The 25,229-nt window shown below is 71.5% G+C and carries 25 protein-coding genes and 1 pseudogene; 12 read left to right on the top strand and 14 right to left on the bottom strand.

Annotation, left to right across the window (positions count from 1 at the left end; translation table 11 throughout):
* Window positions 1-118: 118 nt before the first annotated feature.
* Entirely contained in the window at window positions 119-472 is a 354-nt protein-coding gene (locus OG371_RS25265) for a DUF4288 domain-containing protein (protein WP_329057578.1), read from the top strand.
* Here OG371_RS25265 and OG371_RS25260 read toward each other — a convergent pair.
* On the bottom strand, window positions 469-1,692 hold the full coding sequence (locus OG371_RS25260; RefSeq protein ID WP_329057577.1) for an erythromycin esterase family protein: 1,224 nt from the start codon (window positions 1,690-1,692) through the stop codon (window positions 469-471). The genes OG371_RS25265 and OG371_RS25260 overlap by 4 nt on opposite strands.
* 31 nt (window positions 1,693-1,723) lie before the next feature.
* On the opposite strand from OG371_RS25260, the pseudogene OG371_RS25255 reads away from it, so the two are divergent.
* Window positions 1,724-2,338: pseudogene (locus OG371_RS25255) on the top strand (TetR/AcrR family transcriptional regulator); the annotation flags it as partial.
* A gap of 273 nt (window positions 2,339-2,611) precedes the next feature.
* Here OG371_RS25255 and OG371_RS25250 read toward each other — a convergent pair.
* The 3 genes from OG371_RS25250 to OG371_RS25240 are packed head-to-tail and all read right to left on the bottom strand — an operon-like array spanning window position 2,612 to window position 7,397.
* Window positions 2,612-3,136: a GNAT family N-acetyltransferase gene (locus OG371_RS25250; protein WP_329057576.1), complete on the bottom strand. Its 525-nt coding sequence runs from the start codon at window positions 3,134-3,136 to the stop codon at window positions 2,612-2,614.
* Window positions 3,133-5,286 (bottom strand): ATP-dependent DNA helicase RecG, encoded by a 2,154-nt coding sequence (recG, locus tag OG371_RS25245; RefSeq protein ID WP_329057575.1) that lies wholly within the window; start codon window positions 5,284-5,286, stop codon window positions 3,133-3,135. The genes OG371_RS25250 and recG overlap by 4 nt, the downstream gene beginning before the upstream one ends.
* Window positions 5,287-5,288: 2 nt before the next feature.
* On the bottom strand, window positions 5,289-7,397 hold the full coding sequence (locus tag OG371_RS25240) for a DAK2 domain-containing protein (protein WP_329057574.1): 2,109 nt from the start codon (window positions 7,395-7,397) through the stop codon (window positions 5,289-5,291).
* A gap of 133 nt (window positions 7,398-7,530) precedes the next feature.
* Between OG371_RS25240 and rpmB the strand changes: the two genes are divergently transcribed.
* Window positions 7,531-7,722, top strand: coding sequence for a 50S ribosomal protein L28 (rpmB, locus tag OG371_RS25235; protein WP_091623274.1), 192 nt, complete (start codon window positions 7,531-7,533; stop codon window positions 7,720-7,722).
* A gap of 144 nt (window positions 7,723-7,866) precedes the next feature.
* Here rpmB and OG371_RS25230 read toward each other — a convergent pair whose 3' ends face one another.
* From OG371_RS25230 to OG371_RS25210, 5 genes are all read right to left on the bottom strand, one after another.
* Complete coding sequence (locus OG371_RS25230) at window positions 7,867-8,658, bottom strand: alpha/beta fold hydrolase (protein ID WP_329057571.1); 792 nt, start codon at window positions 8,656-8,658, stop codon at window positions 7,867-7,869.
* 82 nt (window positions 8,659-8,740) lie between these two features.
* Window positions 8,741-9,418, bottom strand: a complete 678-nt coding sequence (locus tag OG371_RS25225; RefSeq protein WP_091623269.1) for a uracil-DNA glycosylase — start codon at window positions 9,416-9,418, stop codon at window positions 8,741-8,743.
* A gap of 31 nt (window positions 9,419-9,449) precedes the next feature.
* The gene (locus OG371_RS25220; protein WP_329057570.1) at window positions 9,450-9,980 is read right to left on the bottom strand and encodes a gamma carbonic anhydrase family protein; all 531 of its coding nucleotides are present in this window, start codon (window positions 9,978-9,980) and stop codon (window positions 9,450-9,452) included.
* Between the two features lie 15 nt (window positions 9,981-9,995).
* On the bottom strand, window positions 9,996-10,472 hold the full coding sequence (locus OG371_RS25215; RefSeq protein ID WP_442876179.1) for a GNAT family N-acetyltransferase: 477 nt from the start codon (window positions 10,470-10,472) through the stop codon (window positions 9,996-9,998).
* A 65-nt stretch (window positions 10,473-10,537) separates the two neighbouring features.
* Window positions 10,538-11,494 (bottom strand): thiamine-phosphate kinase, encoded by a 957-nt coding sequence (locus tag OG371_RS25210; RefSeq protein ID WP_329057568.1) that lies wholly within the window; start codon window positions 11,492-11,494, stop codon window positions 10,538-10,540.
* Window positions 11,495-11,631: 137 nt separating this feature from the next.
* Here OG371_RS25210 and OG371_RS25205 point away from each other — a divergent pair, with 137 nt between their 5' ends.
* The gene (locus tag OG371_RS25205; RefSeq protein ID WP_091623261.1) at window positions 11,632-11,865 is read left to right on the top strand and encodes an Lrp/AsnC ligand binding domain-containing protein; all 234 of its coding nucleotides are present in this window, start codon (window positions 11,632-11,634) and stop codon (window positions 11,863-11,865) included.
* 19 nt (window positions 11,866-11,884) lie between these two features.
* Window positions 11,885-12,433, top strand: a complete 549-nt coding sequence (locus OG371_RS25200; protein ID WP_329057567.1) for a DUF3515 domain-containing protein — start codon at window positions 11,885-11,887, stop codon at window positions 12,431-12,433.
* Here the strand turns inward: OG371_RS25200 and OG371_RS25195 are convergent.
* The 3 genes from OG371_RS25195 to pdxR all read right to left on the bottom strand — a co-directional run bounded on the left by OG371_RS25195 (window position 12,414) and on the right by pdxR (window position 17,313).
* Window positions 12,414-13,754, bottom strand: a complete 1,341-nt coding sequence (locus OG371_RS25195) for an MFS transporter (protein ID WP_329057566.1) — start codon at window positions 13,752-13,754, stop codon at window positions 12,414-12,416. The two genes, OG371_RS25200 and OG371_RS25195, sit on opposite strands and share 20 nt — an antisense overlap.
* Window positions 13,755-14,125: 371 nt before the next feature.
* Entirely contained in the window at window positions 14,126-15,223 is a 1,098-nt protein-coding gene (locus OG371_RS25190; RefSeq protein ID WP_329057565.1) for a D-alanine--D-alanine ligase family protein, read from the bottom strand.
* A gap of 719 nt (window positions 15,224-15,942) precedes the next feature.
* Entirely contained in the window at window positions 15,943-17,313 is a 1,371-nt protein-coding gene (gene pdxR, locus OG371_RS25185) for a MocR-like pyridoxine biosynthesis transcription factor PdxR (RefSeq protein WP_329057564.1), read from the bottom strand.
* An 89-nt stretch (window positions 17,314-17,402) separates the two neighbouring features.
* Between pdxR and OG371_RS25180 the strand changes: the two genes are divergently transcribed.
* Window positions 17,403-18,077 (top strand): pyridoxamine 5'-phosphate oxidase family protein, encoded by a 675-nt coding sequence (locus OG371_RS25180; protein ID WP_329057563.1) that lies wholly within the window; start codon window positions 17,403-17,405, stop codon window positions 18,075-18,077.
* Here OG371_RS25180 and OG371_RS25175 read toward each other — a convergent pair.
* Both OG371_RS25175 and OG371_RS25170 read right to left on the bottom strand, forming a co-directional pair.
* Entirely contained in the window at window positions 18,049-19,500 is a 1,452-nt protein-coding gene (locus OG371_RS25175) for a sensor histidine kinase (RefSeq protein ID WP_329057562.1), read from the bottom strand. The genes OG371_RS25180 and OG371_RS25175 overlap by 29 nt on opposite strands.
* Complete coding sequence (locus OG371_RS25170) at window positions 19,497-20,207, bottom strand: response regulator transcription factor (protein ID WP_329057561.1); 711 nt, start codon at window positions 20,205-20,207, stop codon at window positions 19,497-19,499. The genes OG371_RS25175 and OG371_RS25170 overlap by 4 nt, the downstream gene beginning before the upstream one ends.
* Before the next feature lie 147 nt (window positions 20,208-20,354).
* Here OG371_RS25170 and OG371_RS25165 point away from each other — a divergent pair, with 147 nt between their 5' ends.
* From OG371_RS25165 to OG371_RS25140, 6 genes are all read left to right on the top strand, one after another.
* Window positions 20,355-21,704 carry a ferredoxin reductase family protein gene (locus OG371_RS25165; protein ID WP_329057560.1) on the top strand — a complete coding sequence of 450 codons (1,350 nt, stop codon included), beginning with the start codon at window positions 20,355-20,357 and terminating at the stop codon, window positions 21,702-21,704.
* Between the two features lie 10 nt (window positions 21,705-21,714).
* Window positions 21,715-22,131: an FMN-binding protein gene (locus OG371_RS25160; RefSeq protein ID WP_329057559.1), complete on the top strand. Its 417-nt coding sequence runs from the start codon at window positions 21,715-21,717 to the stop codon at window positions 22,129-22,131.
* Window positions 22,128-22,865, top strand: a complete 738-nt coding sequence (locus OG371_RS25155) for an FAD:protein FMN transferase (protein ID WP_329057558.1) — start codon at window positions 22,128-22,130, stop codon at window positions 22,863-22,865. Before OG371_RS25160 ends, OG371_RS25155 begins: the two co-directional genes overlap by 4 nt.
* Window positions 22,866-22,932: 67 nt before the next feature.
* Window positions 22,933-23,313, top strand: coding sequence for a VOC family protein (locus OG371_RS25150; protein WP_329057557.1), 381 nt, complete (start codon window positions 22,933-22,935; stop codon window positions 23,311-23,313).
* A complete protein-coding gene (locus tag OG371_RS25145; RefSeq protein ID WP_329057556.1) occupies window positions 23,310-24,131 on the top strand; it encodes a class I SAM-dependent methyltransferase in 822 nt (273 codons plus the stop codon). The genes OG371_RS25150 and OG371_RS25145 overlap by 4 nt, the downstream gene beginning before the upstream one ends.
* A gap of 37 nt (window positions 24,132-24,168) precedes the next feature.
* Window positions 24,169-25,164 (top strand): asparaginase, encoded by a 996-nt coding sequence (locus OG371_RS25140; protein WP_329057555.1) that lies wholly within the window; start codon window positions 24,169-24,171, stop codon window positions 25,162-25,164.
* The last annotated feature ends 65 nt before the right edge of the window (window positions 25,165-25,229 follow it).

The following is a 25,229-nucleotide window of genomic DNA, read 5'->3' as shown; positions in this document are numbered from 1 at the left end:
GGTCGCCAGCGGGCGGCAACTCGACGTCACCCGATGGGCTGGACCGTGTTTGACCGAAACAGTTTGCCCTCGTGACGGCTCGTGGGGACAGTGATCGACAACCAGGCGAGGAGGACGAATGAGCAGGACGGAGCCGTACATCGCCGTTGTCCTCTACGAGGCGACGGGCGATTCGCCGACCCACGAACCGCTGTACCGCGAGGACGTCGTGCTGGTCCACGCGGCCGACGAAAACGCCGCCCGCGAGGCCGTCCGTCGCCGTGCCGAAGGCGAGACGGGCAGCTACCGCAACGAGCGCGGCGAACTGATCACGTGGACCTGCAAGCGGGTGGTGGACGTCGCACGGTCGCTCGCCGACGACCTGACCGGCGACGCCGACCTGTACGCCCGGCATTTCCGGGATTTCGCCGCGTACCGGCAGTTCGAACCGTTGCTGTCCGGCGAGACTTTCGACGAGGGCCCGGCCGCCTAAGCGGACGGGACGTTCCCGCTGACGGACATCCGCGGCAGGTGGACCAGGGCGTCGAAGGCCTGCACGACGTCAACCGGCGTGAACAGGTGGGCGTGCCGCATGCTCGACGGCCCCGTGATGCCCTTCGCGCGGTTGGCGCGCAGGTCGACCAGACAGGAACCTGACTCGGCCAGCGCGGCCTCGACGCTGTCCTCCGCGAGCGGCGGCAGCTCGTTCTCGAAGACGCGGAAGGCGAGACGCTCGCTGTCATCCGGTGCGAGGCCGGTGGTGGTGCCCACGCCGGCGGTGAGGCCGAGGGCGAAGTAGTCGTCGCCGAGTTCCGCCGCCAGGTGCATGCCTGCCGAGGGGAAGCGCATCGACGGCTTCGGCGCGAACGGCACGCGCTGCAAGTGTCCGTTGTGGACCATCACGATGATCTTCTCGCCCTCGCCGTGGAGGCGCCGCAGCAACTGGACCGTCGAGGCCATGTAGGTGTCGCGCGAAGAACTCACGAGCGCGGGCGCCGCGCCGGACATCATCGCCGCCAGCTCGCGCAGGCAGGTGTCGATGCGGAGCGCGCCGGCCGCGTGGTGCTCGGCGATGGCGTGCGCGTGGGGGTCCCCCTCGCAACGCTGCTCATACACCGGCGCCAGCGAACGGAGATGCGCGACGAGCACGGCCAGCGCCGTCGTCGCCGCATCTCGCGCGGGCGCGGCCATGGCCGCGTAACGGCCAGGGGCGACGGCATTGCTGACCGACGCGTACGGCTCCGAAGCGGTGAGACCGGCCTCGACCAGCGGGACCACGTCCGGGTCGACGTCTTCCAGATACCGCCGCACGGCGAGCAGCGCCGGGACCGGCGAGCCTCCGGAACTCGGGACGTCGAGGCCCGCGTAACGGACCCCGCCGTGCCCGCGCAGCCAAGTGAGCATCTCGTGGATCTCGGGCGGGTCGCCGAGTTTGAAGGTGAAACCGTCGCGGGCGATGTCGGCGACGTCACCGGGACCGCCGCGCAGCCATTCGTCGACGAGCTGCCCCTCGGCGAATCCCGATTCGAAGCCCAGCACGGCGAACCCGCGCTCCGTCACGAGATGCCGCAGGAGCTGGTTGCGCAGCTCGCCGAACTCGCGGATGTGATGGTTGTTTTCGCCGATCGCCACGACGCGCGCGTCTCCGATCAGGTCCGCGATCGGGGCCACGTCGTCCGGCGAGAAGGGCGTCACTGCGTCGAGGTCTGGCATACTGGGCACACTAACGCAACAGGAGTCGCAGTTGGCAACCGAATTAGCCGGGACCCGCCGACCGGGTGGTCGCACGGAGCGGACGCGCCTCGCCGTGCTGCAGGCGACGCTCGACCTGCTCGCCGAGCGCGGCTTCGTCAACCTGACCGTGGAGGCTGTCGCCGAGCGTTCGGGCGTGCACAAGACCACCGTTTATCGCCGCTGGGAGTCGACGGACGGGCTCGTCGCCGCCGCGCTGCACATGGGCGTCGAGGACGGCTGGACGGCGCCCGACACCGGCTCGCTCGCCGGCGACCTGCACGAGATGCTGGCGGAGGTCGTCCGCTATTTCACCGACCCCGCGCTGCGTGAACTGCCGACGGCGTCGGTGCTGACGGCCTTCCATTCGGCGCGCGCGGCCGAGGCGCTGCACGCGTTTTACCAAGATCGGCACGACCGTTGCGCGGTGATCGTGACGCGCGCCGTCACCCGCGGCGAGGCCCCCGTCGGCACCGACTCTGCGGAGGTCCTACGCGCGGCGAGCGGGCCGATCTTCTACCGCCTGTTCATCTCGCGGGAGTCCGTGACCGACCACGATGCGCGGATTGCCGCGGAGACCGCCGCGGCCGCTGCCCGTGCCGGTGTGTTCGTCACGGATTCGCCGCCGGACGACGACGTCGGCACCGCCGCTGGTGGCGGTGCTGGTGCTGGTGCTGGTGCTGGTGCTGGTGCTGGTGCTGGTGCTGGTGACGACGGCAACCACAGCGCCCTCGCCGACCCCGGCACCGATTCGCCGAATTTCGCCGACGGCCAACCTCACCCGGCCTGACACCGGGAAGGCCAGCCAAACCGCCGCCGAACTACGTCCGAGTGACCGAATCTTCGACGCCTTGGGATGCGCAAGTACCCCGGGCCCCGCCGCGGCGCCGGAGCCGGAAGTTCAGCCGCGCAGCGACAACCGGTACCGGACCTCGTCCAGCGTGACGGTCCCGTTCGCGATCGTTTCGACCTTGGTGCGGTTGTCCGGTGACCAGCCGGCGCGTTCGTAGAAGAGGCGGGCGCGGGTGTTCGTCGAGAGGACCCACAGGGTGGCCGTGGTGAAGGTGGCGGCCAGCGTCGCGACCACGCGTTCGTGCAGGGCCCGCCCGGCGCCGCGGCCCCAGTGGTCGGGCAGGAGGTAGATCGACGTCAGCTCGCCGGTTTCCGGGGTCGCGTCCTCGTCACGGCTGGGGCAGACGGCGGCGAAGCCCGCGACGGCGCCGTCCAACAAGACGACCAGCACCGTTTGGCCGGAATCAGGGGCGGACAGCCTCTCCACCCAGGACCGTTCGCGCGCCGGCAGCGAAAGGCCCGCGAGGAACTCCGCAGGCAACAGCCCGTCGTAGGCCGCTTGCCAGGAGCCGACATGGACGGCGGCGATCTGCGCCGCGTCGGCGGCCGTGGCCGGACGGACGACCGGCGTCAACTCTTCTCCAGGTATTCCGCGCGGTCCATGTCGACGACGTCCGACACCATCTGGGCCAACCGCGGATACCCAGAAAGCGACGGGTCGCGCACCACGATCTCCTGCGACTGCTCGCGCGCCTCCGTGATCACGTCCTCGTCGCGCAACAGCGAAAGCAGCTTGAGGCTCGAGCGCTTGCCGGACTGCGACGCGCCGAGGATGTCCCCCTCACGACGCAGCTCGAGGTCCAAACGCGACAGTTCGAAACCGTCCGTGGTCGATTCGACCGCGGCCAGCCGTTCGCGGGTCGAGGTGCCGTCCAGGGTCTCCGTGACCAGCAGGCACAGCCCGGGCACGCTCCCCCGGCCGACGCGCCCGCGCAGCTGGTGCAGCTGGCTCACGCCGAACCGGTCGGCGTCGAGGATCACCATGGCCGTCGCGTTGGGGACGTTCACGCCGACCTCGACGACGGTCGTCGCCACGAGCACGTCCACCTTCCCGTCGCCGAACGCGCGCATCACGGCGTCCTTTTCGTCGGGCGGCATGCGGCCGTGCAGTGCCGCGACGCGCAGGCCCTTCAACGGCCCGCCCACCAGATCGGGCGCGACGTCGAGCACCGCGAGCGGCGGCCGCTTGTCGCTCTTGTCCGACGGCGGCTCGTCGCCGATGCGCGGACACACGACGTACGCCTGGTGCCCCTTCGCGACCTCCTCGGTGACGCGCTGCCACACACGGTCGAACCACGCGGGCTTCTCCGCCACCGGCACCACGGTGGTCTTGATCGGCGAGCGGCCCACCGGCATCTCGCGCAGCGCGGACGTCTCGAGGTCGCCGTAGACGGTCATCGCGACCGTGCGCGGGATCGGCGTCGCCGTCATGACGAGCACGTGCGGGCTGGTGGAGTCGGCACCGCGCGAGCGCAGGGCGTCCCGCTGCTCGACGCCGAACCGGTGCTGCTCGTCGACCACCACGAAGCCGAGATCGGCGAACTGCACGGTGTCCTGGATCAGCGCGTGCGTGCCGACGACGATGCCGGCCTCGCCGCTGACCGTCTCCAGCAACGACTTCTTGCGTTCCTTCGCGCCCATCGAACCGGTGAGCAGCGTGACGCGCGTGGCGTTGTCCGCCGCGCCCAGCTCGCCGGCCATGCCCAGCTCACCGAGCATTTCGCGCAACGAACGCGCGTGCTGCGCGGCCAAGACCTCCGTCGGCGCCAGCAGCGCGGCCTGTCGCCCGGAATCGACGACTTGCAGCATCGCCCGCAGCGCGACGACGGTCTTGCCCGAGCCCACTTCGCCTTGCAGCAGGCGGTTCATCGGGTGCTCGGTCGCCAGGTCGGCGGCGAGGTCCTCGCCGATCGCGCGCTGGCCCGCGGTGAGCTCGAACGGCAGCCGCTTGTCGAACGCGTCGAGCAGGCCGCCGTCGGTGTGCGGGCTGGCCTTCGCCGGCCGCGACACCGCGGAATGCCGCCGCTGCGCGAAAATCAGCTGGACGGCCATGGCCTCGTCCCACTTCAGCCGGTGCCGCGAACTCTCCAGGTGCGCCCAGTCCTCGGGCCGGTGGATCCCGCGCAGCGCGCGCTCCAGGCCGGGCAAGCCGTTGCGCTTCAGCAGTTCCTCGGGCATCGGGTCCTCGTCGACCTCCAGCACATCGAGCACCTGGCGCACGCACTTGGCGATCGACCACGACGGCATGCCCTGCGCCGCCGGGTACACCGGGATGATCTCGGCGAGGAAACTGTCGACGGCCTCGGCCTCGCGCTCGGCGTCCAGTAGCTCGTACTCCGGGTTCGCCAGCTGCAGCGTGTCGCGGAACGCCGTCACTTTGCCCGCGAACAGCCCCGTCTTGCCCGGCGACAGCTCTTTCTCGCGCCACGCCTGGTTGAAGAACGCGCAGGCCAGGCGACGTTTTCCGTCGGTGATGACCATGTCGAGGATGGTGCCGTTGCGCGACTTCATGCGGCGCTTGCTGATCTTCTCGATGCGCGCCAGCACGGTCGCGTGCTCGCCCAGCTCCAGCCCGGCGATGTCGGTGAGCTCGCCGCGCTCGGCGTACCGGCGCGGGTAGTGCCGCAGCAGGTCCGAAACGGTCTCGATGTCCAACGCCCCGGAGAGCGCCTTCGCCGTCTTCGCGCCCAGCAGCAGCGGGAGCTTTTCGCGTAGCCCGGCCATTCCTATTCCACCCCCATCAGCAGCACGGCCTCGGCCTGGCCACTGGCATAACTCGTCAACTCCACCTCGGGGTGTTCCAGCCGCAGCTGCTCGGCGAGTTCGGCGGCCACCCCGGGCGGGGCGTCCGCGCCGCCCAGCACGGTGACCAATTCGCCGCCGAGGGTCAACATCCGGTTGAGCACGCCCATCGCGGCCGCGACCAGGTTCGTCTCCGAGGCGGGCGCCGCTTCGATCAGCACCACCTCGTCGTCGACCAGGCCGATCACGTCGCCGGACTGGGCCCGGCCCACCCAGGTTAGCGACTCCTCGTGGGCGATCCGCAGCTCGCCACGCCTGGTCGCGGCGGCGGCCTCAGCCATGGCGACGACGTCGTCGTTGGCGCGACGGTCCCCGTCGTGCACCGCGAGCGCGGCCAGCACCTGCACCGGCGACGCGCATGGGATCACCACCACGTCGCGGTCGCCCGCCATCGCGTGCCCGGCGGCGGTGTCGGCGGCGGCGGTCAGGTCGATGCCGCCGGGCAGCACCGTGACGTGCCGTCCGGCGACTTCGTTGAACAGCCCGATCATGTCCTCGACGCCCGGAATCTCGCCCTCCGGAACGGCCAGCACGGCGACGCCCTCGGCACGCAGCAGCTCGGCCAGCCCGCCACCGCGGACGACGGCCACCACGGACCGGTCCAGGCCACCGCCGGGCTCGATCGGCGTGGGCGTGAGCAGCGGTTCGACGCGGACGCGGCGCGGCCGCCCCAGGTCAAGCCCGGCCTCGATAGCGGCGCCGATATCGGCACAGTGGACGTGGACGGCGTGACTGCCCGAACCGTCACCCGCGACCGTGACGCTGTCGCCGAAGCCGCTCAGCTCCTTGCGCAACGCCGGAAGCTGCGCCTCGTCGACGCCATCGAGCAGGTACATGACTTCCCACGCGTACGGCGCGGGCTCGGCGACAGGCGCGGCGACGGCGACCTCCAGCTCGTGTTCGGGCGCGGCGTTCTTGCCGGTGACGACGCCGGCGAGCGCGTCGAGCACGGCGACCAGCCCGCGTCCCCCGGCGTCGACGACCCCGGCCTTCGCGAGGGCGGGCAGTTGCTTGGGCGTCTCTTCGAGGGCGGCGGCAGCGGTGGCGGCGACGGTCTCGGCCACCTCGGCGAGCGGCCGCGTGTCCCCGCGAACGGCCCCGGCCACCGAATGCAGGACGGTCAGCATCGTCCCCGCGACGGGACGGCTGACCGCACCGGTGGCGACCTTGTCGGCATGCCCGAGCGCGGCGGCCAGCCCGGCGCCGTCCAGCTCGCCCCCCGTTGCCGCCCATTCGGCAATTCCCCGGATGACCTGGGAGATGATCACGCCGGAGTTCCCCCGGGCCGCGGCCACGGCGCCACGGGCCAGGACGGCGAGCGCCGCGGCGGTTGGCGACGGCTCGGACCGGGTGACGACGTCGCCAGTGGATGGCGACTGGTCATCGCGAGGCCGGGCTGCGGTGTTGTCGACCTGCGGGACATCGTCTCCGACTGCGTCGCGCGCCAACGGCGAGCCGCCCCTCGGGTCGGCATTGCCCTTCAACGGCGAAGCACCACTCGACGCAGCCTCGCCGGCCAGCGGCGGCGAACCGTGCAAACCAGGCTCGCCAGCTAGCGGCGAATCGCCGCGCAAACCACCGTCGCTCCCCAGAGGCGAAGCACTGCTCGACCCGGCCTCGCTCCCCAGAGGCGAATCGCCACGCAAGCCAGCGTCGCCGGCTAGCGGCGAAGGACTGCTCGACCCGGCCTCGCCCGCGAGCGGCGAACTGCCCGTCGAATCAGCGTCTCCCGCTGACAGCGAATCGTCGCGCAAACCGCCGTCGCCAGCCAGCGGCGAAGGGCCGCGCGAACCAGCGTCGCCTGTCAGCGGCGAGGAGCTGCCCACCCCAGCGTCGTCGGGTGCGGACGGGTCCTGGAGGGCGGCGGTCAGGGCGTCACGGGCGCCGGTCAGGGTGTGGAGGAGGTTGGAGCCGGTGTCGGAGTCCGCGACGGGGTAGACGTTGATGCCGTTGATCGCCGGGCGCAGCCGGTCCAGGCTGCGCACACACGCCGCCGACCAGGCCGTCACCGCTGCCACGTCCAGCACCCGCACCCCGTAACCTCCTCGCTGGTCCCCGCGAGGGTATCGACCCCGTGACGACCCACCCGAGACCACTCGTTACTATGGTCGAGTTGCCCGGCTGGTTCGGGCGCGCATTCTTAGTCCCATATCAGAGGAGTTCGACGTGGCTGCCGTGTGCGACGTCTGTGGCAAGGGACCGGGCTTCGGTAAGTCGGTCTCGCACTCCCACCGGCGTACCAACCGCCGGTGGAACCCGAACATCCAGACTGTGCACGCCAAGATCGGCGTGTCCCAGCGCAAGCGTCTCAACGTGTGCACCTCGTGCATCAAGGCCGGCAAAGTAGTCCGCGGCTGAGGCGAAAGTTTCAGGGTGGCGAGTGCTCGTGGAGAGCACTCGCCATTTTTTTCGCCTCAGGTGTCTTTCGGGGGTCGAACCCCCGAACCCCCGCCAGGGGGCAAGCCCCCTGGACCCCCGGCGGTCGTCACCTCCGGCAATCAGTCACCTGAAAAACCCACTGAGCAGGTCGCGGAGGGACTCGGGGTGGTGGAGCACCCCGTGGTCCTGTCCTTCGAGCGTCTCGTAACGGCCGTTGGGCACCACAGCGGCGACGGCCTCCGCGGCGGCCCGGATCCACGCCTCGCCGTTGCCGCCGCCGATGCCCAGGACCGGGGCGTCGATCTTCGCCAGCCGGTCGACGGGCAGGTGGTTTCCCGGGCCGCAGATCTCGAGGTCGTACGGCAAGGTGTGCGCCAGCGCCGTGAACCAAGCCCACACCGGCGACGCCTTCATGCCCGCGATCTGCTTCGGCGGGGCACCAACGCCTTCGGTCAGGAACAGCTCCACGGCGCCGCTGCGGTCGTCGGCGGAAACCAGGTCGCGCACGCGGGTGACCAGGTCGTCGCCCGGGCGTGGCCGCGATTCGACGACGACGAACGGCGGCTCGTAGACGGCGACTTTCGTGACCGGCAAGCCCTGCGAAGCCGCCTCCAGCGCCAGGATCGCGCCCGACGAGTGCCCGAACAACGCCGCCGAACCGCCCACGTGCGAGATCAGCGCGGCCAGGTCCTCGACCTCGCGCGCGACGCTGTACGCCGGCGCGTCGCCGCTGTCACCACGGCCTCGCCGGTCATAGGCGACGGCGCGAAATCCCGCTTCGCCGAGCACTGTGGCGAGGCCGGCGACCGTGGTCCGGTCGTTCACGGCGCCGCCGATGAGGATCACGGGCGCGCCCGCGCCGGTGCTGTCGAAGGCGATCGAGGTGCCGTCGGCGGAAGTGACGGTGGCGGTCATGGCTGCCCTCCAGGATCAGGGTGGTTCGTCATGCCCTGGTCGGAACCGCGACGCCGGACCGGACACCACACGTGCCGGAACTTCAGGGGAGTTTCCACTCCACCGGCGCCGCGCCCTGGTCGGCCAGCAGCTGGTTCGCGCGGCTGAACGGGCGCGAGCCGAAGAAGCCGTTGTGCGCCGAAAGCGGGCTCGGGTGCGCCGACTCGATGCACGGCACGTCGCCCAGCATCGGCCGCAGGTTACGGGCGTTGCGGCCCCAGAGGATCGCGACCATCGGCTCGTCGCGCGCGGCGAGCGCCTTGATCGCCTGCTCGGTCACCTGCTCCCAGCCCTTGCCCTGGTGGGAGTTCGACTTCCCGGGCTGGACCGTCAGCGCGCGGTTGAGCAGCAGGATGCCCTGCTCGGCCCACGGCGTCAGGTCGCCGTTGGACGGCAACGGGTGGCCGAGGTCGTCGGCGTACTCCTTGTAGATGTTGATCAGGCTCTTCGGGATCGGCCGCACGTCGGGCGCCACCGAGAAGCTCAGGCCGACCGCGTGGCCCGGCGTCGGATACGGGTCCTGGCCGACGATCAGCACCCGCACGTCGTGGAAGGGCTGCTTGAACGCGCGCAGCACGTGCTCCCCCGCCGGCAGGTACGTGCGGCCGGCGGCGATCTCCGCGCGGAGGAACTCCCCCATCGCGGCCACCTGCGGGGCCACCGGTTCGAGGGCCTGCGCCCAGCCTGCTTCGACGATCTCGTTCAGCGGTCGTGCGGTCACGGCCCGCAAGCCTAGCGCGGGGTGGGCGAGCTCACCTGGGCGGGTCGAGGCGGCGGAGCTCCGCGCGGAACCGGGCGCCGCGCCGGACGTAGGAGTCGACCACGGTGGCGATCTGCTCCGGCGAGAACGACTTGTTCGGCCGCGTTTTCGCCGGCACCCCGAGCGCGATCTCGCCGCTGCCGACGTGGGAGTTGTACGACAGCACGGCACCGGCGCCGACCATGCCGCCGTCCTCGATCACGGTCCCGTTCAGCACCACCGAGCCGGACGCGATCAGGCAGCCGCTGCCGATCGTGGCGCCCTCGACGTGCACGGCGTGGCCCACGGCCGACGACGGGCCGAGGATCGTCGGGTGCCGGCTGGTGCAGTGCACGACGCAGCCGTCCTGGATGTTGGACCGCTCGCCGATCTCGATGTAACCGTGGTCGCCGCGCAGCACCGTCTGCGGCCACACCGAGGCTCGCGGGCCGATCCGGACGTCGCCGATCACGGTCGCGTCCGGATGGACGTAGGCGTCCGGGTGGATCGACGGTACGAGGTCACCGAGCGCGTAGATCGCCATGTCGCCTCCGGTTCGTCAGTGCTGGAAGTCCTGGGCGGGCTGAGAATCTCGAGAATGCCGTGGCTCCACGGCGAGGTCCTTGCCGAAGTACCGGCTCTCGGCTTCGTCCTTGTACAGGCCGAAACCGGGGATCTCGACGTAGCCGGAAGAACCGTAGAGGGCGATGGCCTCGGGCTGTTCAGTGCCCGTCTCGAGCACCGCGCGCAGCCGTCCGGCGGCTGCCGCCGTTCGCTCCAACTCGGCCAGCATCACGCGCGCGTACCCGCGGCCACGAGCGGATTCGACGACGTACATGCGCTTCAGCTCGGCGTCCCCGGCTCGAAGCGTCGACGCCGGCTCGTCGTGCGCCCGCCACGCGCCCGTCGCGACGGGGACTTCGCCGACGTAGCCGACGAGGAACAACCCCCGCGGCGGAGCGAACTGCGCCGGGTCCATCGGGGTGGCGTCCTCGCTGCCGTAGCGCTTCACGTACTCGAGCTGGACCTCGGCCATCAGCTTGGCCGCATCGGGATGGTCGAACGCGACCGCACGGATCTCCACGCCGCCACTCTAGGCAGCTACCGCCAGTGCTCCCAGCCGCCTTCGTGGCCGTATTCCTTCCCGTCCACGGTGATGCCGGAGTCCGGCATGGTCACGGTGCCGATCCGGCGCCAGCCCTCGGGCAGATCGCCGAACGGCGGGAAGGTGGCGGCCAGCGCGTGGTCCTCGCCGCCGGTGAGCACCCAGCGCAGCGGGTCGGCGCCGAGCGCGGTGCCCACCTCCCGCAGCCGCGTGGAGACCTCCAGGTCGGTGGTCTGCACGTCGAGGCCGACCCCCGACGCCGACGCGATGTGCCCGAGGTCGGCGAGCAGGCCGTCGGAGATGTCGATCATCGCCGTCGCCCCGGCGAGCGCGGCCCGCGGACCGGCTTCGTAGGGCGGTTCCGGGCAGCGTTGCGCGTTGACGACGCCCACGGGCGAACGGAACCCGCGGCGCAGCACGGCAAGTCCCGCCGCCGCCCAGCCGAGCCGCCCGCTGACGGCCAGCACGTCGCCGGGCCGCGCGCCCGAGCGCGTCACCGGCTCGCGGTCCTCGAGGTCGCCGAGCGCCGTGACACTGATCACGAGCTGGTCGGCGCGCACCATGTCACCGCCGGAAACGCCGATGCCGGCGCGGCCCGCTTCGGCCCACATGCCGTTCATGAGTTCCGTCACGACCGCCGCCGGCAGGTCCGGCGGGCACGCGAAGCCGACGAGCACCGTGGTCGGTTTCGCGCCCATGGCGGCGACATCGGACAGGTTCACGGCCACGGCCTTGCGCCCCACCTGCTCGGGGCTCGACCAGTCCAGCCGGAAGTGCACGCCCTGCACCAGTACGTCCGTGGTCGCGACCACGCGCCCGTCCGGGGCGGCGACGACCGCGGCGTCGTCGCCGGGGCCGAGCAATGTGGACGCCGGCTGGCGACGTCCTTCGGTGACCGCCTGGATCAGCGCGAATTCGCCGATCGCGGCCACCGTGCCGTCGTTCGGTGACACCGGTCACCTCCGATTTCTCTCCGGCCCGAAGCCTCGACCACCGACAGTCGGATCCCCTAGGTTTTTCCCGGGGCTGGCGATACGTTGCCTACACCGTTCCTACCTCGACACCATCGCTACCGACGAAAGGGCACGCCGTGGTCCACGCATACATCCTCATCCAGACCGAGGTCGGCAAGGCGGCCGCGGTGGCGGCGGAGATCGCCGGGGTCCCCGGCGTGACCAGCTCGGAGGATGTCACCGGCCCGTACGACGTGATCGTGCGCGCGACCGCGGACACCGTGGACCAGCTGGGCCAGCTCGTCGTCGCGAAAGTGCAGAACGTGGAAGGCATCACGCGGACCCTGACCTGCCCGGTGGTCCATCTCTGAGCCGTGGTGCACTGGTCCGGTGGCAGATTCCGACACCGGCGCACCGCCGAAGGTGGTGCTCATCACGGCCTCCGCGCTCGTGGTCGCGTTGGCCGTGGCAGTCGCCGTCTTCGCGCTGACGAAGGGAACGGCGGCCTCCAGCGCGGCCCCGGAGGCGAACGGGCCGCTCGCGCTCGTCTCCGTTCCGGCCCCGCACGCGGACGAGCCGTCGTGCGCCACGCTCATCTCCGCGGTTCCGGCGGACCTGACGTCCAACGGCAAGCAGCTCGCCCCGCGCACCCTCGCCACGCCGGCACCGAAGGCCACGGTCGCCTGGGGCGAGGGTGACCCGATCGTCCTGCGCTGCGGCCTCGACCGGCCGCCGGAGCTGACGCAGACTGCGCAGCTGCGCGTCGTCAACGGCGTGCAGTGGCTGCAGCTCAGCGAGGACGGCTCGGCCACCTGGTACGTCGTCGACCGGGACGTCTACATCGCACTGACCATCCCGGACTCCGCCGGCACCGGCCCGCTGCAGACGATCTCCGACACCGTCGCGGCGAAGCTGCCGGTCAAGCCCCTGAAGTTCTAGCGGCGATCGTCTCCAGCGACTTGCCGGTCGTGCGTGGCCCCAGAATGGCGACGTCGATGATCAGCAGCACCATCGCGGCCGCCACCACGCCGTACATCGTGGTGGGGCCCGCGCCCTGCAGCACCGGCAGCAGGATGAACGGCATCGCCGCGGTGGCCAGCCGCGAGAGCGCGTACGCCGAACCGGCGGCGGTCCCGCGCAGCGACGTCGGGAACAGCTCGCCCTGGTAGGTGTGGAAAGCGTTCGAGAAGACGTTGCTCAGCGCCGTGTAGCAGAAGCCGAAGACGGCGATCAGCACCCCGGACGTCGAGTAGCCGAACGCGAGCCCGAACACCGCCATGCCCGCCGCGCTGGCGACGATCAGCCACTTGCGCTCGACCCGCTCGATGATCGGGATCGACAGCGCCGAGCCGATCGGATAGCCGAGGAACGTCAGCGCGCTGAAGGTCAGGGAGTTGACCAGGGAGAAGCCCTTGGCCGCGAACACGATCGGGACCAGCGAGCCGAAACCGTAGTAGCCGAACGACTGCAGCAGCTGGAACACGTAGAGCATCGCCGTGCGGCGGAACCACGGCGGGCGCAGCAGTGCGGACGCGCGCACCGGCTCCGGCGCGGGTGGCTCCGGTTCCGGCTCGGCCAGCGGTTGCGTCGCCGATGCCTCCAGCCGGCGGACGATCTCGTCGGCCTCCTTTTCCCGACCGCGCGAAGCGAGCCAGCGCGGCGACTCGGGCAGCGTGAACCGCAGTCCCCAGACGATCGCGGCGCCGAGCGCGCCGATCACGAACAGCCAGCGCCAGCCGTCGATGCCCAGCGGCGAGTGGCCGACCAGCGCGCGGGCCAGGAAACCGGCGGCAGGGACGCCGCAGAAGCCGATCGTGTAGGCCCATGCCGTGGCGCGGCCGCGGGCGCGGGCGGGCAGCAGGTCGGCGAGGTAGGCGTCGGCCACCGGCAGCTCCGCGCCGATGCCGATGCCCGCGACGAACCGGCAGGCCACCAGCATCCAGACGTCCGTGCTGAACGCGCCGAGCAGCGTGAAGACCGAGTAGATCCCGAGGGTGAGCAGGAACGCCCGCCGCCGCCCGAGCCGGTCCGCCAGCCGCCCGAGGAACACCGCCCCCACGAACGCCCCGACGAACGCCGACGCGATCAACGGCTTCAGCAGGTCGGCCGTGACCCCGAACTCCTTGGTCAGCACGGTGCTGATCGTGGCGGCGAGGAACAGGTCGTAGAGGTCGAAGAACGTCGCCACCCCCACCACGGCGACGAAGTACCGGTGCCGCCTGGTGACCGGCAGCCGGTCGAGCCGGGACGCGATCTGCACGCGCTGCCTCCTTGTGCGCCGGCGCGCGTCGCTGGGAGCCGCGACAGTGCCGCCGGGATTTCCGGTTGATCACTGTAATGGGTGACGGCCGGGGGCGCGGTTTCGCGGTTTCGCCGATCAGTGGCGACGGGCCGGGAGGTGGTCCGTTTCGGTGGGTTTGGTTGGTGTGGAGCGGTTTTCAGCGGGTCGCTCGCTCTGCGGTCCGAGCTGTCGCCGTCTTGTGGCGACAGTGATCACTCGGGGTCGCGGGCAGTCTTCGTCGCGGCATTAGCGAAGGAACGTCAACGAGAGACGCGGCGTTAGCGAAGAAGCGTCAACCAGAGACGCCGCGTTAGCGAAAAAGCTCCAACGGACGTCAGCCAGTAGCGAGGTCAGCGAAGGCCGGTGCCGCGGGCGATGGCGGTGTCGATGAGGGTCGCCAGGAGGGTGGGGTAGTCCACGCCGGTGACCTCCCACATCTTCGGGTAGGCGGACTTGGTGGTGAAGCCCGGCATGGTGTTGACCTCGTTGATCACCAGGTCGCCGCTCTCGGTGATGAAGAAGTCGACGCGGGCGAGGCCCTGGCAGTCGAGGGCGCGGAAGGCCTCGATGGCCATCGCGCGCACGCGTTCGGTGAGGGCGTCGTCGAGTTTGGCCGGGATGTCCAGCTCGGCGTCATCACCGAGGTACTTCTTCTCGAAGTCGAACCAGGCGTTGTCGTCGTCGGTGAGGACGCGGATCTCGGCGGGGAGGGAGGCCTCGATACGGCCGTCCGGGAACTCCAGCACGCCGCACTCCACCTCGCGCCCGGTCACGGCCGCCTCGATGAGGACCTTGGGGTCGGTGCGCCGGGCCAGCTCGATGGCGGCGTCCACTTCAGACCAGTCGGTGACCCGCGAGATGCCGACCGAAGAGCCCGCGCGCGCCGGCTTGACGAACACCGGCAGCCCCAGGCGATCCCGCTCGGACTGCTCCACTGTGGACTGTCCACGGCGGAGCGCCGCGTACGAGCCCACCGGCAGGCCTTCCGCGGCGAGGAGCTTCTTCGCGTACTCCTTGTCCATGGCGGCCGCGCTGGCGAACACGCCCGGGCCGACGTACGGGATGTCGGCCAGCTCGAGCAGGCCCTGGATGGTGCCGTCCTCGCCGAAGGCGCCGTGCAGGACCGGGAAGACGACGTCGACGCCGCCGAGCACCTCGGTCGCCTGGCCGGGGTCGATGGTGCGCAGCTCGCGGCTGGTCGGGTCGCCGGCCAGCACGAGCGCGCGACCGGAGTCGACGGACGGAAGCTCGCGGCCCTGGATGCTCAGCTCCTTCGGGTCGCCGCTGCCGAGCACCCAGCCGCCCTGCGGCGTGATGCCGACGGGAAGGACCTCGAAGCGCTCCGGATCCAGGTTCGCGATGACACTGCCCGCCGACAGGCACGAGATCGTGTGCTCGCTGCTGCGCCCGCCGAACACGACCGCCACCCGGACCTTTTCAGCACTCATAGCCGGTCACCGTACCGGGTGACCACCGAGAACAGCGCGGCCCCGGGTACCGAGCGCGACAGACACCACTCCGGCACAACCAGTCGACGGGGTGGGCTGGCGGTCCGGATGCCCTCGCTCGTGTCGGGCCGCGGCCGCCGCGGGTGGACGTTCGGGCTTCGCCCCTTTCGCCACCTGGCGGCGACGGCCCTTCGCCACCCAACGGCAACGTACTTCGCCACCCGGCGGCCACGGCACTTCGCCACCTGGTGGCTACGGCTCTTCGCCACCTCGCGACGGCACGCTCCCATCACCGGGCGACTCCAGGTTCTCGCCACCAGGCGGCCAGAACCGCTCGCCACCCAGCAGCAGTCTGTCGCCACCCAGTGGCAAGCCGCTCGCCAACCAGCGGCGACGCCTTTCGCCGTCCGGCGGCCACGGCTTCATGCCGATCCCGCGACCATGGCTTCTCGCCGACTGGCGGCGACGGTGCTGTGAGGAGTGCCCACGTCCACCACAACAACGGCAACGAACCTCGCCACACGGCGGCAACTGCCTCCCGCTGCCCGGCGACAACAACCACTCGCCACCGAGCGACGACAGCCCTGCCACCCAGCGGAAACAACCTCTCGCCGTGCGACGGCGACAGCCCGCCGCCCAGCGACGACAGGCCTGCCACCCAGCGGCAATATTCTCTCGTCACCCGGCGACGACAACCCCGCCGCTCAGTGGCGAGAGCCTCACCGAAGCAGCGACACCAACGTAGGCAAAGCCGTAACCAACGCTTCCCGCGAACAGCCCGCGTAACCCAGCGCCACACCGTGAGCCGTCGGAGTGCCCGCGAAGTGGCGGGCCAGGCCGTCGAGGCGGATGCCGTGGCGTTCGGCGGCGGCGATGCGGTCTGATTCCTCCGTGGCGGACTCGAAGAGGACCACCAGGTGGGCGCCCGCGTCGTCGCCGAGGATGGGGACGCCGGCGGACGATAGGGCTTCCGACAGGAGGGTGCGGCGCTCGGCCAGTTCGCGGCGGAGCTTGCGCAGGTGGCGGCCCAGGTCGCCGTGACGGGCCAGTTCCACGAGGACCCGCTGACCCGCCGGGGAAGGACGGGTGCCGGTCAGATCCCGGTACGCCAGCACGGCGCGCACGACCTCCGACGGCGCCACCAGCCAGCCCGCGCCGAGCGTCGGGGTGAGGATCTTGCTCGTCGTGCCCAGGTGGACGACGACGTCGGGGGCCAGGGCGGCCAGCAGGGGCAGCGGGGCGACGTCGAAGCGCAGCTCGCCGTCGTAGTCGTCCTCGATGATCAGCAGGCCGTCCGCGCGGGCCCGCTCGACCAGTTCCACGCGACGGGCCGCGCTCATCCGGCTGCCCATCGGGTACTGGTGCGCCGGCGAGCAATAGACGGCCCGCGCGCCCGCCGGGATGGCGTCCGGGCGCAGCCCCTGCTCGTCGACGGGCACGCCCACCACCGTGAGGCCCGCTTGCCGAAACGCCTGCACAGCGCGCTGATACCCGGGCTCCTCGAAGGCGACGACCGCGCCGCGCCGCAGCACGGCCGCGGCCAGTTCGACGACCGCGGCCGTCGTCCCGCCCGTGGCGAGCACCGAGCCGGCGGCCAGGCCGCGGTGGCGCAGCAGGTGTTCGGACACCGTCGCGCGGTATTCGGGCAGCCCCGCGCGGTGCGCCCGGATCAACGGCTCCGGGTCCGCCGCCGCCCGCCACGCGCGGCGCCAGGCGGCGCGGTCCAGGCCCGCGGCCCACGGCGTGCCCGGGCTGAGGTCCAGCATCGGCGCGATTTCGGCGTCGGCCAACGGCGGTCCCGACGGCGACACCGACGCGGCCGCGCGCGTCGGCGGAGTAGTCACGTACGTGCCGGAACCGTGCCGACCGGCGATCCAGCCCTCGGCGTGCAGCTGCTCGTACGCGGCCGAGGTCACCGTGCGGGAGACGCCGAGGCGGTCGGCCAGCGCGCGCGTGGACGGCAGCCGGTCACCGCCGCGCAGGTGGCCGCTCGCGGCGGCTTCACGCAGGGCGTCGGCCAGCTGGACGGCGAGCGGCGTGCCCGCTTCGCGGTCGAGGCGGACCGGCAGCGCGGTGTCGGCGTACGACACGAGGGACCTCCTCAAGACAAAGTGGACTTTCCAAGTGTACGAGAAGTGGACGTTTGATGGGTCCACTTGGCTGTTTCACACTGAGAGGCATGACGAGCCTCTCGCCGACTCCCAGGACCACCCTCGGCCGCAAGAAGCACCGCGCGGCCACCGACCGCGCCACCCTCCACGCCGTGCTCGACGAGGCGCTGATCTGTCACCTCGGTGTCGTCCGCGACGGCGCGCCGCTGGTGCTGCCCACCGGCTACGGCCGCGACGGCGACACCCTCTACCTGCATGGTTCCACGGGCGCGGCCAGCCTGCGAGCCGCGGCGGGCAGCATCGACGTGTGCGTCACCGTCACGCTGCTGGACGGCATCGTCTACTGCCGCTCGGTGAACAACCACTCGATGAACTACCGCAGCGCCGTCATCCTCGGCCGCGCCGAAACCGTTACCGACCCGGACGCCAAGATGCACGCCCTGCACGTGCTCACCGACCACCTCTCCCCCGGCTCGTGGGAGCACGCCCGCGGCGTCAATGCCAAGGAGTTCGCCGCCGTCAGCGTGCTGGCGCTGGACCTGGCAGAGGCTTCGGTCAAGCTCCGCGCGGAAGGCCCGGACGACGAGCCGGACGACGTCGAGGCCGACGCCGCGTGGGCCGGCGTCCTCCCCGTGCGGACGGTTTTCGGCGAGCCCGAGCCGTCGGCGGACCTGTCCGCGAAATGGACGACGCCCGAGCACGTCGCCCAGCGCGTCACGAAGGAAGGGGCAGCCGCACGGTGAACGTCGTGCGGCCCGGTTCGCTGGCCACCTCGACGGTGCCGCCGTGCTCCACCACCAGCGACTGCACCACCGACAGCCCCAGCCCGGTGCCCCCCGCCGAGCGCGTGCGGGAGTTGTCGACGCGGAAGAACCGGTCGAAGATCCGCCGCTGGTCCTCGGCCGCGATGCCGGGCCCGGCGTCGCTGACGCGCACGACCGCCTGACCGTCCTCGACCGTCAGCGCCAGCGAAACGGGCGTGCCCGGCGGCGTGTGGACCGCGGCGTTCGCCAGCAGGTTGTCGAGAACCTGACGGAGCCGGACCGGGTCCGCGTCGATTTCGACCGGCCCGGCCGGCACGGCGAGCTCCAGCGGGTGCCCCGGCCGTCCGGCCCGGAACGCATCGGCGGCCGCGCGCGCCGGATCGGCCAGGTCGATCCGCTGTGGCCGGACCGGCGGCTCGGCGTCGTGCGCGTCGAGCCGCGCGAGCAGCAGCAGGTCGTCCACCAGCACGCTCATCCGCGCGGTCTCCTCGCGGATCTTCGACAGGTGCGCCTCGCGTTCGGCGGGCTCGTTCGCGGCGGCGTAGCGGAACAGGTCGGCGTAGCCGCGGATCGACGTCAACGGCGTGCGCAGCTCGTGGGAGGCGTCGGCCACAAAACGGCGAAGGCGCTCGTTCGCCGCCGTCCGCGCGGCCAGCGAGGACTCGATGTGGGTCAGCATCAGGTTGAACGCCGTCCGCAGCTCCTGCACCTCGGCGCCGCCGCCCTCGCCGGACGCGCGGACGGGCAGGGCGGCCGTGGCCATGAGGTCGTGCGACGCGATGTCGTGCGCCGTGCCCGCCATGTCCGAAAGCGGCCGCAGCCCACGCCGCAGCACTAGCCGCCCAGCGACGACGAGGATCGCCAGCGCGATCAGGAACGCGATCACCTCGACGAGCACCAGCTGCCGCACGGTGTTGTCGAGGTCCGCCTGCGGCGCCGCGCTCAGCAGCACGGTGCCGGTGTCGACCTGGTTCGTCGCGACCGGGCAGGCGCGTACGCGGTACGCCCCGGCGCCGTCGATGTACACGGTGCGGAACACATCGCCGCGCGTCGCGTCGACAGCGACCTTCGCGAGCGTCGTTGCGTCGCCGGGCAGCTTCCCGCCCGGTTGCGCCGTCGCCACGCCTTTGTCCACTTCGAACACGGCGGAGTACCAGGAGTAGATGGTCTGCGGGCTGCCGTGGGACGAGCGCAGGTCCGGCACCTGCGCGACCTGGCTGGTTTTCAGCTGCTCGTCGAGCCGTCGGCCGAGATAGCCGTTCATGAAGCTCACGGTGACCGTGCCGACGATGGCGAAGACCACCAGCGCCAGCGCGCCCAGCCCGAACGCCAGCCGGGTGCCGAGCCGCGACGCGCGCCACGCACCGAACCAGCGCCGGGCCCAGCGGCCAAGCCGGCTCATCGGCCCGCCCGGCGCACGACGTACCCGACGCCGCGCACGGTGTGGATCAACGGTTCCGCGCCGTCGTCCAGCTTTCGCCGCAAATGGGAGATGACCAGCTCGACGACGTTGGAGCGGCCGCCGAAGTCGTACTCCCAGACGTGGTCGAGGATCTGCGCCTTGGTCAGCACCGTGGGCGAACGGCGCATGAGGTAGCGCAGCAGCTCGTACTCCGTGGGCGTCAGCTCGGCGGCGCGGCCGTCGCGGCGGACCTCGCGCGTGTCCTCGTCCAGCGTGAGATCACCCACGGTCAGGACGGCGCCGCGCGCGGCCGCCGGGACCGCGGCGCCGGTGCTGCGCCGCAGGACCGCGCGCAGCCGCGCCATCAGCTCCTCGACCGAGAACGGCTTCACGAGGTAGTCGTCGCCCCCGCGGGTGAGGCCGGCGATCCGGTCGGCCGTCGCGTCTTTCGCCGTCAGGAAGACCACGGGCACGGTGCTGCCGTTCGCGCGCAGGCGGTCCAGCACCGTGAAGCCGTCGAGGTCGGGCAGCATCAGGTCGAGCACCACGATGTCGGGCCCGAACTCCGCCGCCCGGCTCAGCGCCGCCGCGCCGGAGCCCGCGGTCACGGCCAGCCAGCCCTCGTACCGCGCGACGGTCGCCACCAGGTCGGCGATGTGCGGCTCGTCGTCGACGACCAGCAGCCGCACCGGGTTCGGGGTTTCCACTCCCCCATCCTCCGTGAGCCGCGGCCGGGCGCGCGAGCCGAGCCCCCGCTCGACAGCCAGTCGACAGGTTCCGCCCAGATCCCCCACAGGTTCCGCGCCGACGCTGGCTGTCGTGAACCCGAACCGAAGGGACCTCGTGTGAGTGTCATGACACCCATAGCCGCCGCACCGCCCAGACCCGCGGTCTCGCCGCGCGTCACCGCCAAGGTGTGGCTCTTCGCGTTCCTGGGCGCCAACGTCGCACTCGTCACCGTTTTCTTCGTCAACGGCGGCCTCTCCGACAACCCGTTGATCAGCGCCGGCCGCCTCGCCGGGCTGTACGCCGCGCAGGCCATGGCCTTCCAGTTGCTGCTCGTGGCGCGCTTGCCGTGGCTCGACCGGCGGCTCGGCATGGACCGGCTCACGGCGTGGCACCGCTGGACCGGCTTCACCCTGCTGTGGACGCTTCTCGCGCACGTCGTGCTCATCGTCTTCGGCTACGCGAGTGTGGAGGACCGCGGCCCGGTCGGCGAGCTGGTGCAGCTGGCCGACACCCTTGAGGGACTGCTGCGCGCGATCGTCGCGTTTGTGCTGATCCTCGTGGTCGGCGCCGCTTCCGCCCGGTTCGCGCGCAAGCGGATGGCGTACGAGACCTGGCACTTCGTGCACCTCTACACGTACGCGGCGGTGCTGCTCGCGTTCACGCACCAGATCGCCGTCGGCCAGTCGTTCACCGGTCACCCGGTCGCGCGCGCATATTGGTGGACGCTGTGGCTGGGCACCGGTGCGGTCGTGCTGGCCGGGCGCGTCGGGCTGCCGCTGTGGCGGAATCTGCGCCACCAGCTGCGAGTGGTCGCCGTCGTCCCGGAATCGCCCGACACCGTTTCGGTCTACATGACGGGCAAGGAACTCGACCGGCTGCCCGCGCGCGCCGGGCAGTTCTTCCTGTGGCGATTCCTGACGAAGGACCGCTGGTGGCAAGCCAATCCGTTCTCCCTGTCGGCCGCGCCCGACGGCCGCACGCTGCGGCTGACGGCGAAGGCCGTCGGCGAGTCCAGCGCGAATCTGCGCTCGCTGCGCGTCGGCACGCGGGTGTTCGCCGAAGGCCCGTACGGCGCCTTCACCACGATTCACCAGCAGCGACCGAACGCGCTGCTGGTGGCCGGCGGCGTGGGCATCACGCCGATCCGCGCGCTGCTGGAGGACATCACCGGCCACGTCGTCGTCCTCTACCGCGTGCGCACCCCGCAGGACGCGGTGCTGCTGCCCGAGCTGCGCGGCCTGGCCAAGGCACGCGGCGCCATCGTGCACGTCCTCAGTGGACCGTCGGACCAGCGCGGCCCGCACGGACCGCTGCTGGGCACGGAAAGCCTGCACGCGCTGGTGCCCGACGTGGACGATCGCGACGTGTTCGTCTGCGGTCCGCCCGGGATGACGGCGGCGGTGCTGCGGAGCCTGCGGGAGCTGCGCGTGCCCTCCGCGCGGGTGCACGCCGAACGTTTCAGCCTGGCCGCGTGAGGAGCGGGAGATGAAGAAGACGATCCTCGTCGTCGCCCTGTCGATCGCCGGGTTCATCGCCGTCTGGCGGTTCGAGCCGGACGCGATGGGGACCACCACGACCACCACCGCCACCCCGCCGTCGGCCTCGGCACCGTCCACTTCGGCCGGCAGCAGCGGGACCACGGTGACCGTGCCGGGTTCGGCGCAAGGCAGCGAGTTCGGCACCGTGCAGGTCCAGGTGACGTTCTCCGGCAGCCGGATCACCGACGTCCAGCTCCTGCAACAGCCCGACAGCGGTCGCGGCATCGACGCGTTGCCACAACTGCGGCAAGAAGCGTTGCAGGCCCAGAGCTCGCACATCGACACCGTCTCCGGCGCGACGCAGACCAGCGAGTCCTACATCCAGTCGCTGCAAGCGGCGATCGACGCGAAGGGCTCCCGATGACCACCCACGTCGAGCAGGTGATGGGCCTGCCCATCTCGCTCGATCTGCGCGACGAAGGCGACTTCTCAGCCGCTGTCAAGGACGCGTTCGGCTGGCTGCACGAGGTGGACGCTCGCTTCAGCCCGTACAAAGTGGACAGTGAGGTGTCCCGCTACGACCGGGGCGAGCTGGCCGCGGGCGACCTCAGCGGCGACCTCGACGAGGTGCTCGACCTGTGCGCGTACTACGAGCACCTCTCCGGCGGCGCGTTCTCGGCGCGGCTGCCCGGGCGCGCCCTCGACCCGTGTGCCGTGGTGAAGGGCTGGGCGGTGCAGCGCGCGGCCGACCGGCTGCACGCCGCCGGGGCGCGGCGGTTCTGCCTGAACGCGGGCGGGGACGTGGTCACCGCCGGCGAGCCCGAGCCGGGACGGCCGTGGCGCGTCGGCATCCGGCATCCCGAGCAGCCGCAGTCGGTGTGCGCGGTGGTCACCTCTCGCAACGGGGCGGTGGCGACGTCCGCCGCTTACGAGCGCGGGCAGCACATCTTCGACGGCCGCACCGGGCGCCCGGCCACCGGGCTGCTGAGCGTGACGATCGTCGCCGAAGACCTGACGAACGCCGACGCGCTGGCCACCGCCGCGTTCGCGCTCGGCGAGGAGGGCATCGAATGGGCGGCCGGGCAACCGGGCTGCGAGGTGCTGATCATCGACGCGGCGCGCCGGGTGCACCGCTCCCCCGGCCTGGACGCCGCCTGAAAAACGATCGCCCGTGATGTCCGGTTCAGGCAGACTCACGGCAACGGCAGCCGATGTGAGGAGCCTGATGGCCTCGGTAGTGCACAACATCACCTTCGGCTGCGCGGACGCGTACGCGCTCGCGCAGTTCTGGACCGTCGTCACCGAGCGGCCACTGGCCAACGACGACTTCCCCGGCGACCCCGAGGCGTCGATCGCGCTCGAATCGGGCGTCCACCTGCTTTTCCAGCAGGTGCCCGACCCCAAGACGGTGAAGAACCGCGTGCACGTCTGCCTGCGCCCGGACGTCCCGCGCGACGAGGAGGTGGCGCGGCTGCTGGCGGCCGGCGCGACCCTCGTCGACGATCAGCGGCGACCCGACGGCACCGGCTGGGTCGTGCTGGGCGACCCGGCGGGCAACGAGTTCTGCGTGGAGCGCAGCGCGGCCGAAAAGGCGGCGACGGCATGACCGGTTCGTTCAACCTCAACCGAGCCAACTGGGACGAGCGCGCGCCGCTGCACGCGGCGTCGGAGCAGTACTCCCTGCGGAAGTTCCTCGACGATCCGGAGTTCCTCAGCCACGTGGTGCGGTTCGACCGGCCGCGGCTGGGCGACATCGCCGGCCTGCGCGGCGTCCACCTCCAGTGCCACATCGGCACGGACACGCTTTCGCTGTCCCGGCTGGGCGCGCGGATGTCCGGACTCGACCTCTCGCCCGCGTCGCTCGCCGAGGCCCGCAAGCTCGCGGCAGGCGCCGGCGCGGACATCGACTACCGGGAGGCGAACGTCTACGCCGCTGCCGAGGTCTTCGGCGAAGGCGAGTTCGACCTGGTCTACACCGGAATCGGCGCGCTGTGCTGGCTGCCGCGGGTCGCGGACTGGGCCTCGGTCGTGGCGCGGCTGCTGCGCCCTGGCGGGCGGCTGTTCCTGCGCGAGGCCCATCCGATGATGTGGGGCCTGGACGACGAGACCGACCGCGCGTGGCCGAAGTACGACTATTTCGAGCACGCCGAGCCGCTGGTGTGGGACGACGAGAACACGTACGTCGACACCGAACGGCCCCTTCGCAACACCACCACGCACTCGTGGAACCACTCGCTGGGCGAGCTCATCACGGCCCTGCTGGACAACGGATTGACGCTGACCGCGTTCACCGAGCACGACAGCGTCCCGTGGAACGCGTTGCCGAAGGAGATGGCCGAGGACGAGGTCGGTGAGTGGCGCATGCGCGAGAACCCGCGCCGGCTCGCGGCGAGCTACACGCTCCAGGCGGTGAAAGGTTCCTGACACAGCCTCGATCCCGCCCGGTTCCTAGAGTGGCGGCATGACTCGTGCCTTGATCGCCGTCGCCGCCCTGGGCGGCACCATCTCGATGACCCCCGGCGGCCGGATCGAAGACGGCGTCGTGCCCCGGCTGACCGCCGCCGACCTGCTCGGCGAACTGGGCACCGACCTGCCGATGGACGTCCGCGCGGCCACGCTCGCCGGCATCGGCAGCGCCTCGATGGACTACGCCACCCTGGCGCGGTGCCTGGCCTGGGGATCCGAACAGGTCGCGGACGGCGCCACCGGGCTCGTCATCGTGCAGGGCACGGACACGCTGGAGGAGACGGCGTACTTCTTCGAGCTGGCCTGGCCGCACGACGACGTGCCGGTGGTGGTCACCGGCGCGATGCGCAACCCGAGCCTGCCGAGCGCGGACGGGCCGGCGAACCTGCTGGCCTCGCTCACCGTCGCGGCCCACCCGCGCAGCCGCGGCTCCCTGGTGGTGTTCAACGACGACGTCCACGCGGCGCGCTGGGTGCGAAAGTCCCATTCGAGCCACCTGGAGGCGTTTTCGTCGGTGCCGGCGGGACCGCTGGGCCTGGTCGCGGAAGGCTCGGTGCACTACTTCCACCCGCCCGTCCCGCGTCCGCCCGTGCTGTCCTTGGCGGACGCGGACTTCTCCGGGCTGGTGCCGCTGCTGGAGGCGGGCATCGCGGACTCGGGCGAGCTGCTTTCCCTGGTGCTGGCGGGCGGCGCGCGCGGCGTGGTCTTCGCGGCCAGCGGCGTCGGTCACGTTTCCACCGGCACGGCGGACGTGATCGCGGACGCGAAAGTCCCGGTCGTGATCGCGTCCCGCACCGGCGCCGGCCCGACTTTCCGCGGCACCTACGGCTTCCACGGCTCGGAGTCCAGCCTGATCCGCATGGGCGCGACTATGGCGGGCTGGCTGTGCCCGCGCAAGTCCCGGGTCCTGCTGCAGCTCCTGCTGGCGACCGGCGCTTCGCGGTCCCGGATCGAGGAGGAGTTCCGGCTCCGCGGCGACCTGGACCGTTGACCGGACACCGGGGTCCGCGGCCGCGCGAACGGGACTTTCACACCGGCACCCGATCGGGGCGGTTT

It is taken from the genome of Amycolatopsis sp. NBC_01480, assembly GCF_036227205.1.
GTDB lineage: Bacteria > Actinomycetota > Actinomycetes > Mycobacteriales > Pseudonocardiaceae > Amycolatopsis.
The sequence above is the reverse complement of the archived record's forward strand: the minus strand, read 5'-3'. Positions and strand labels throughout refer to the sequence as shown.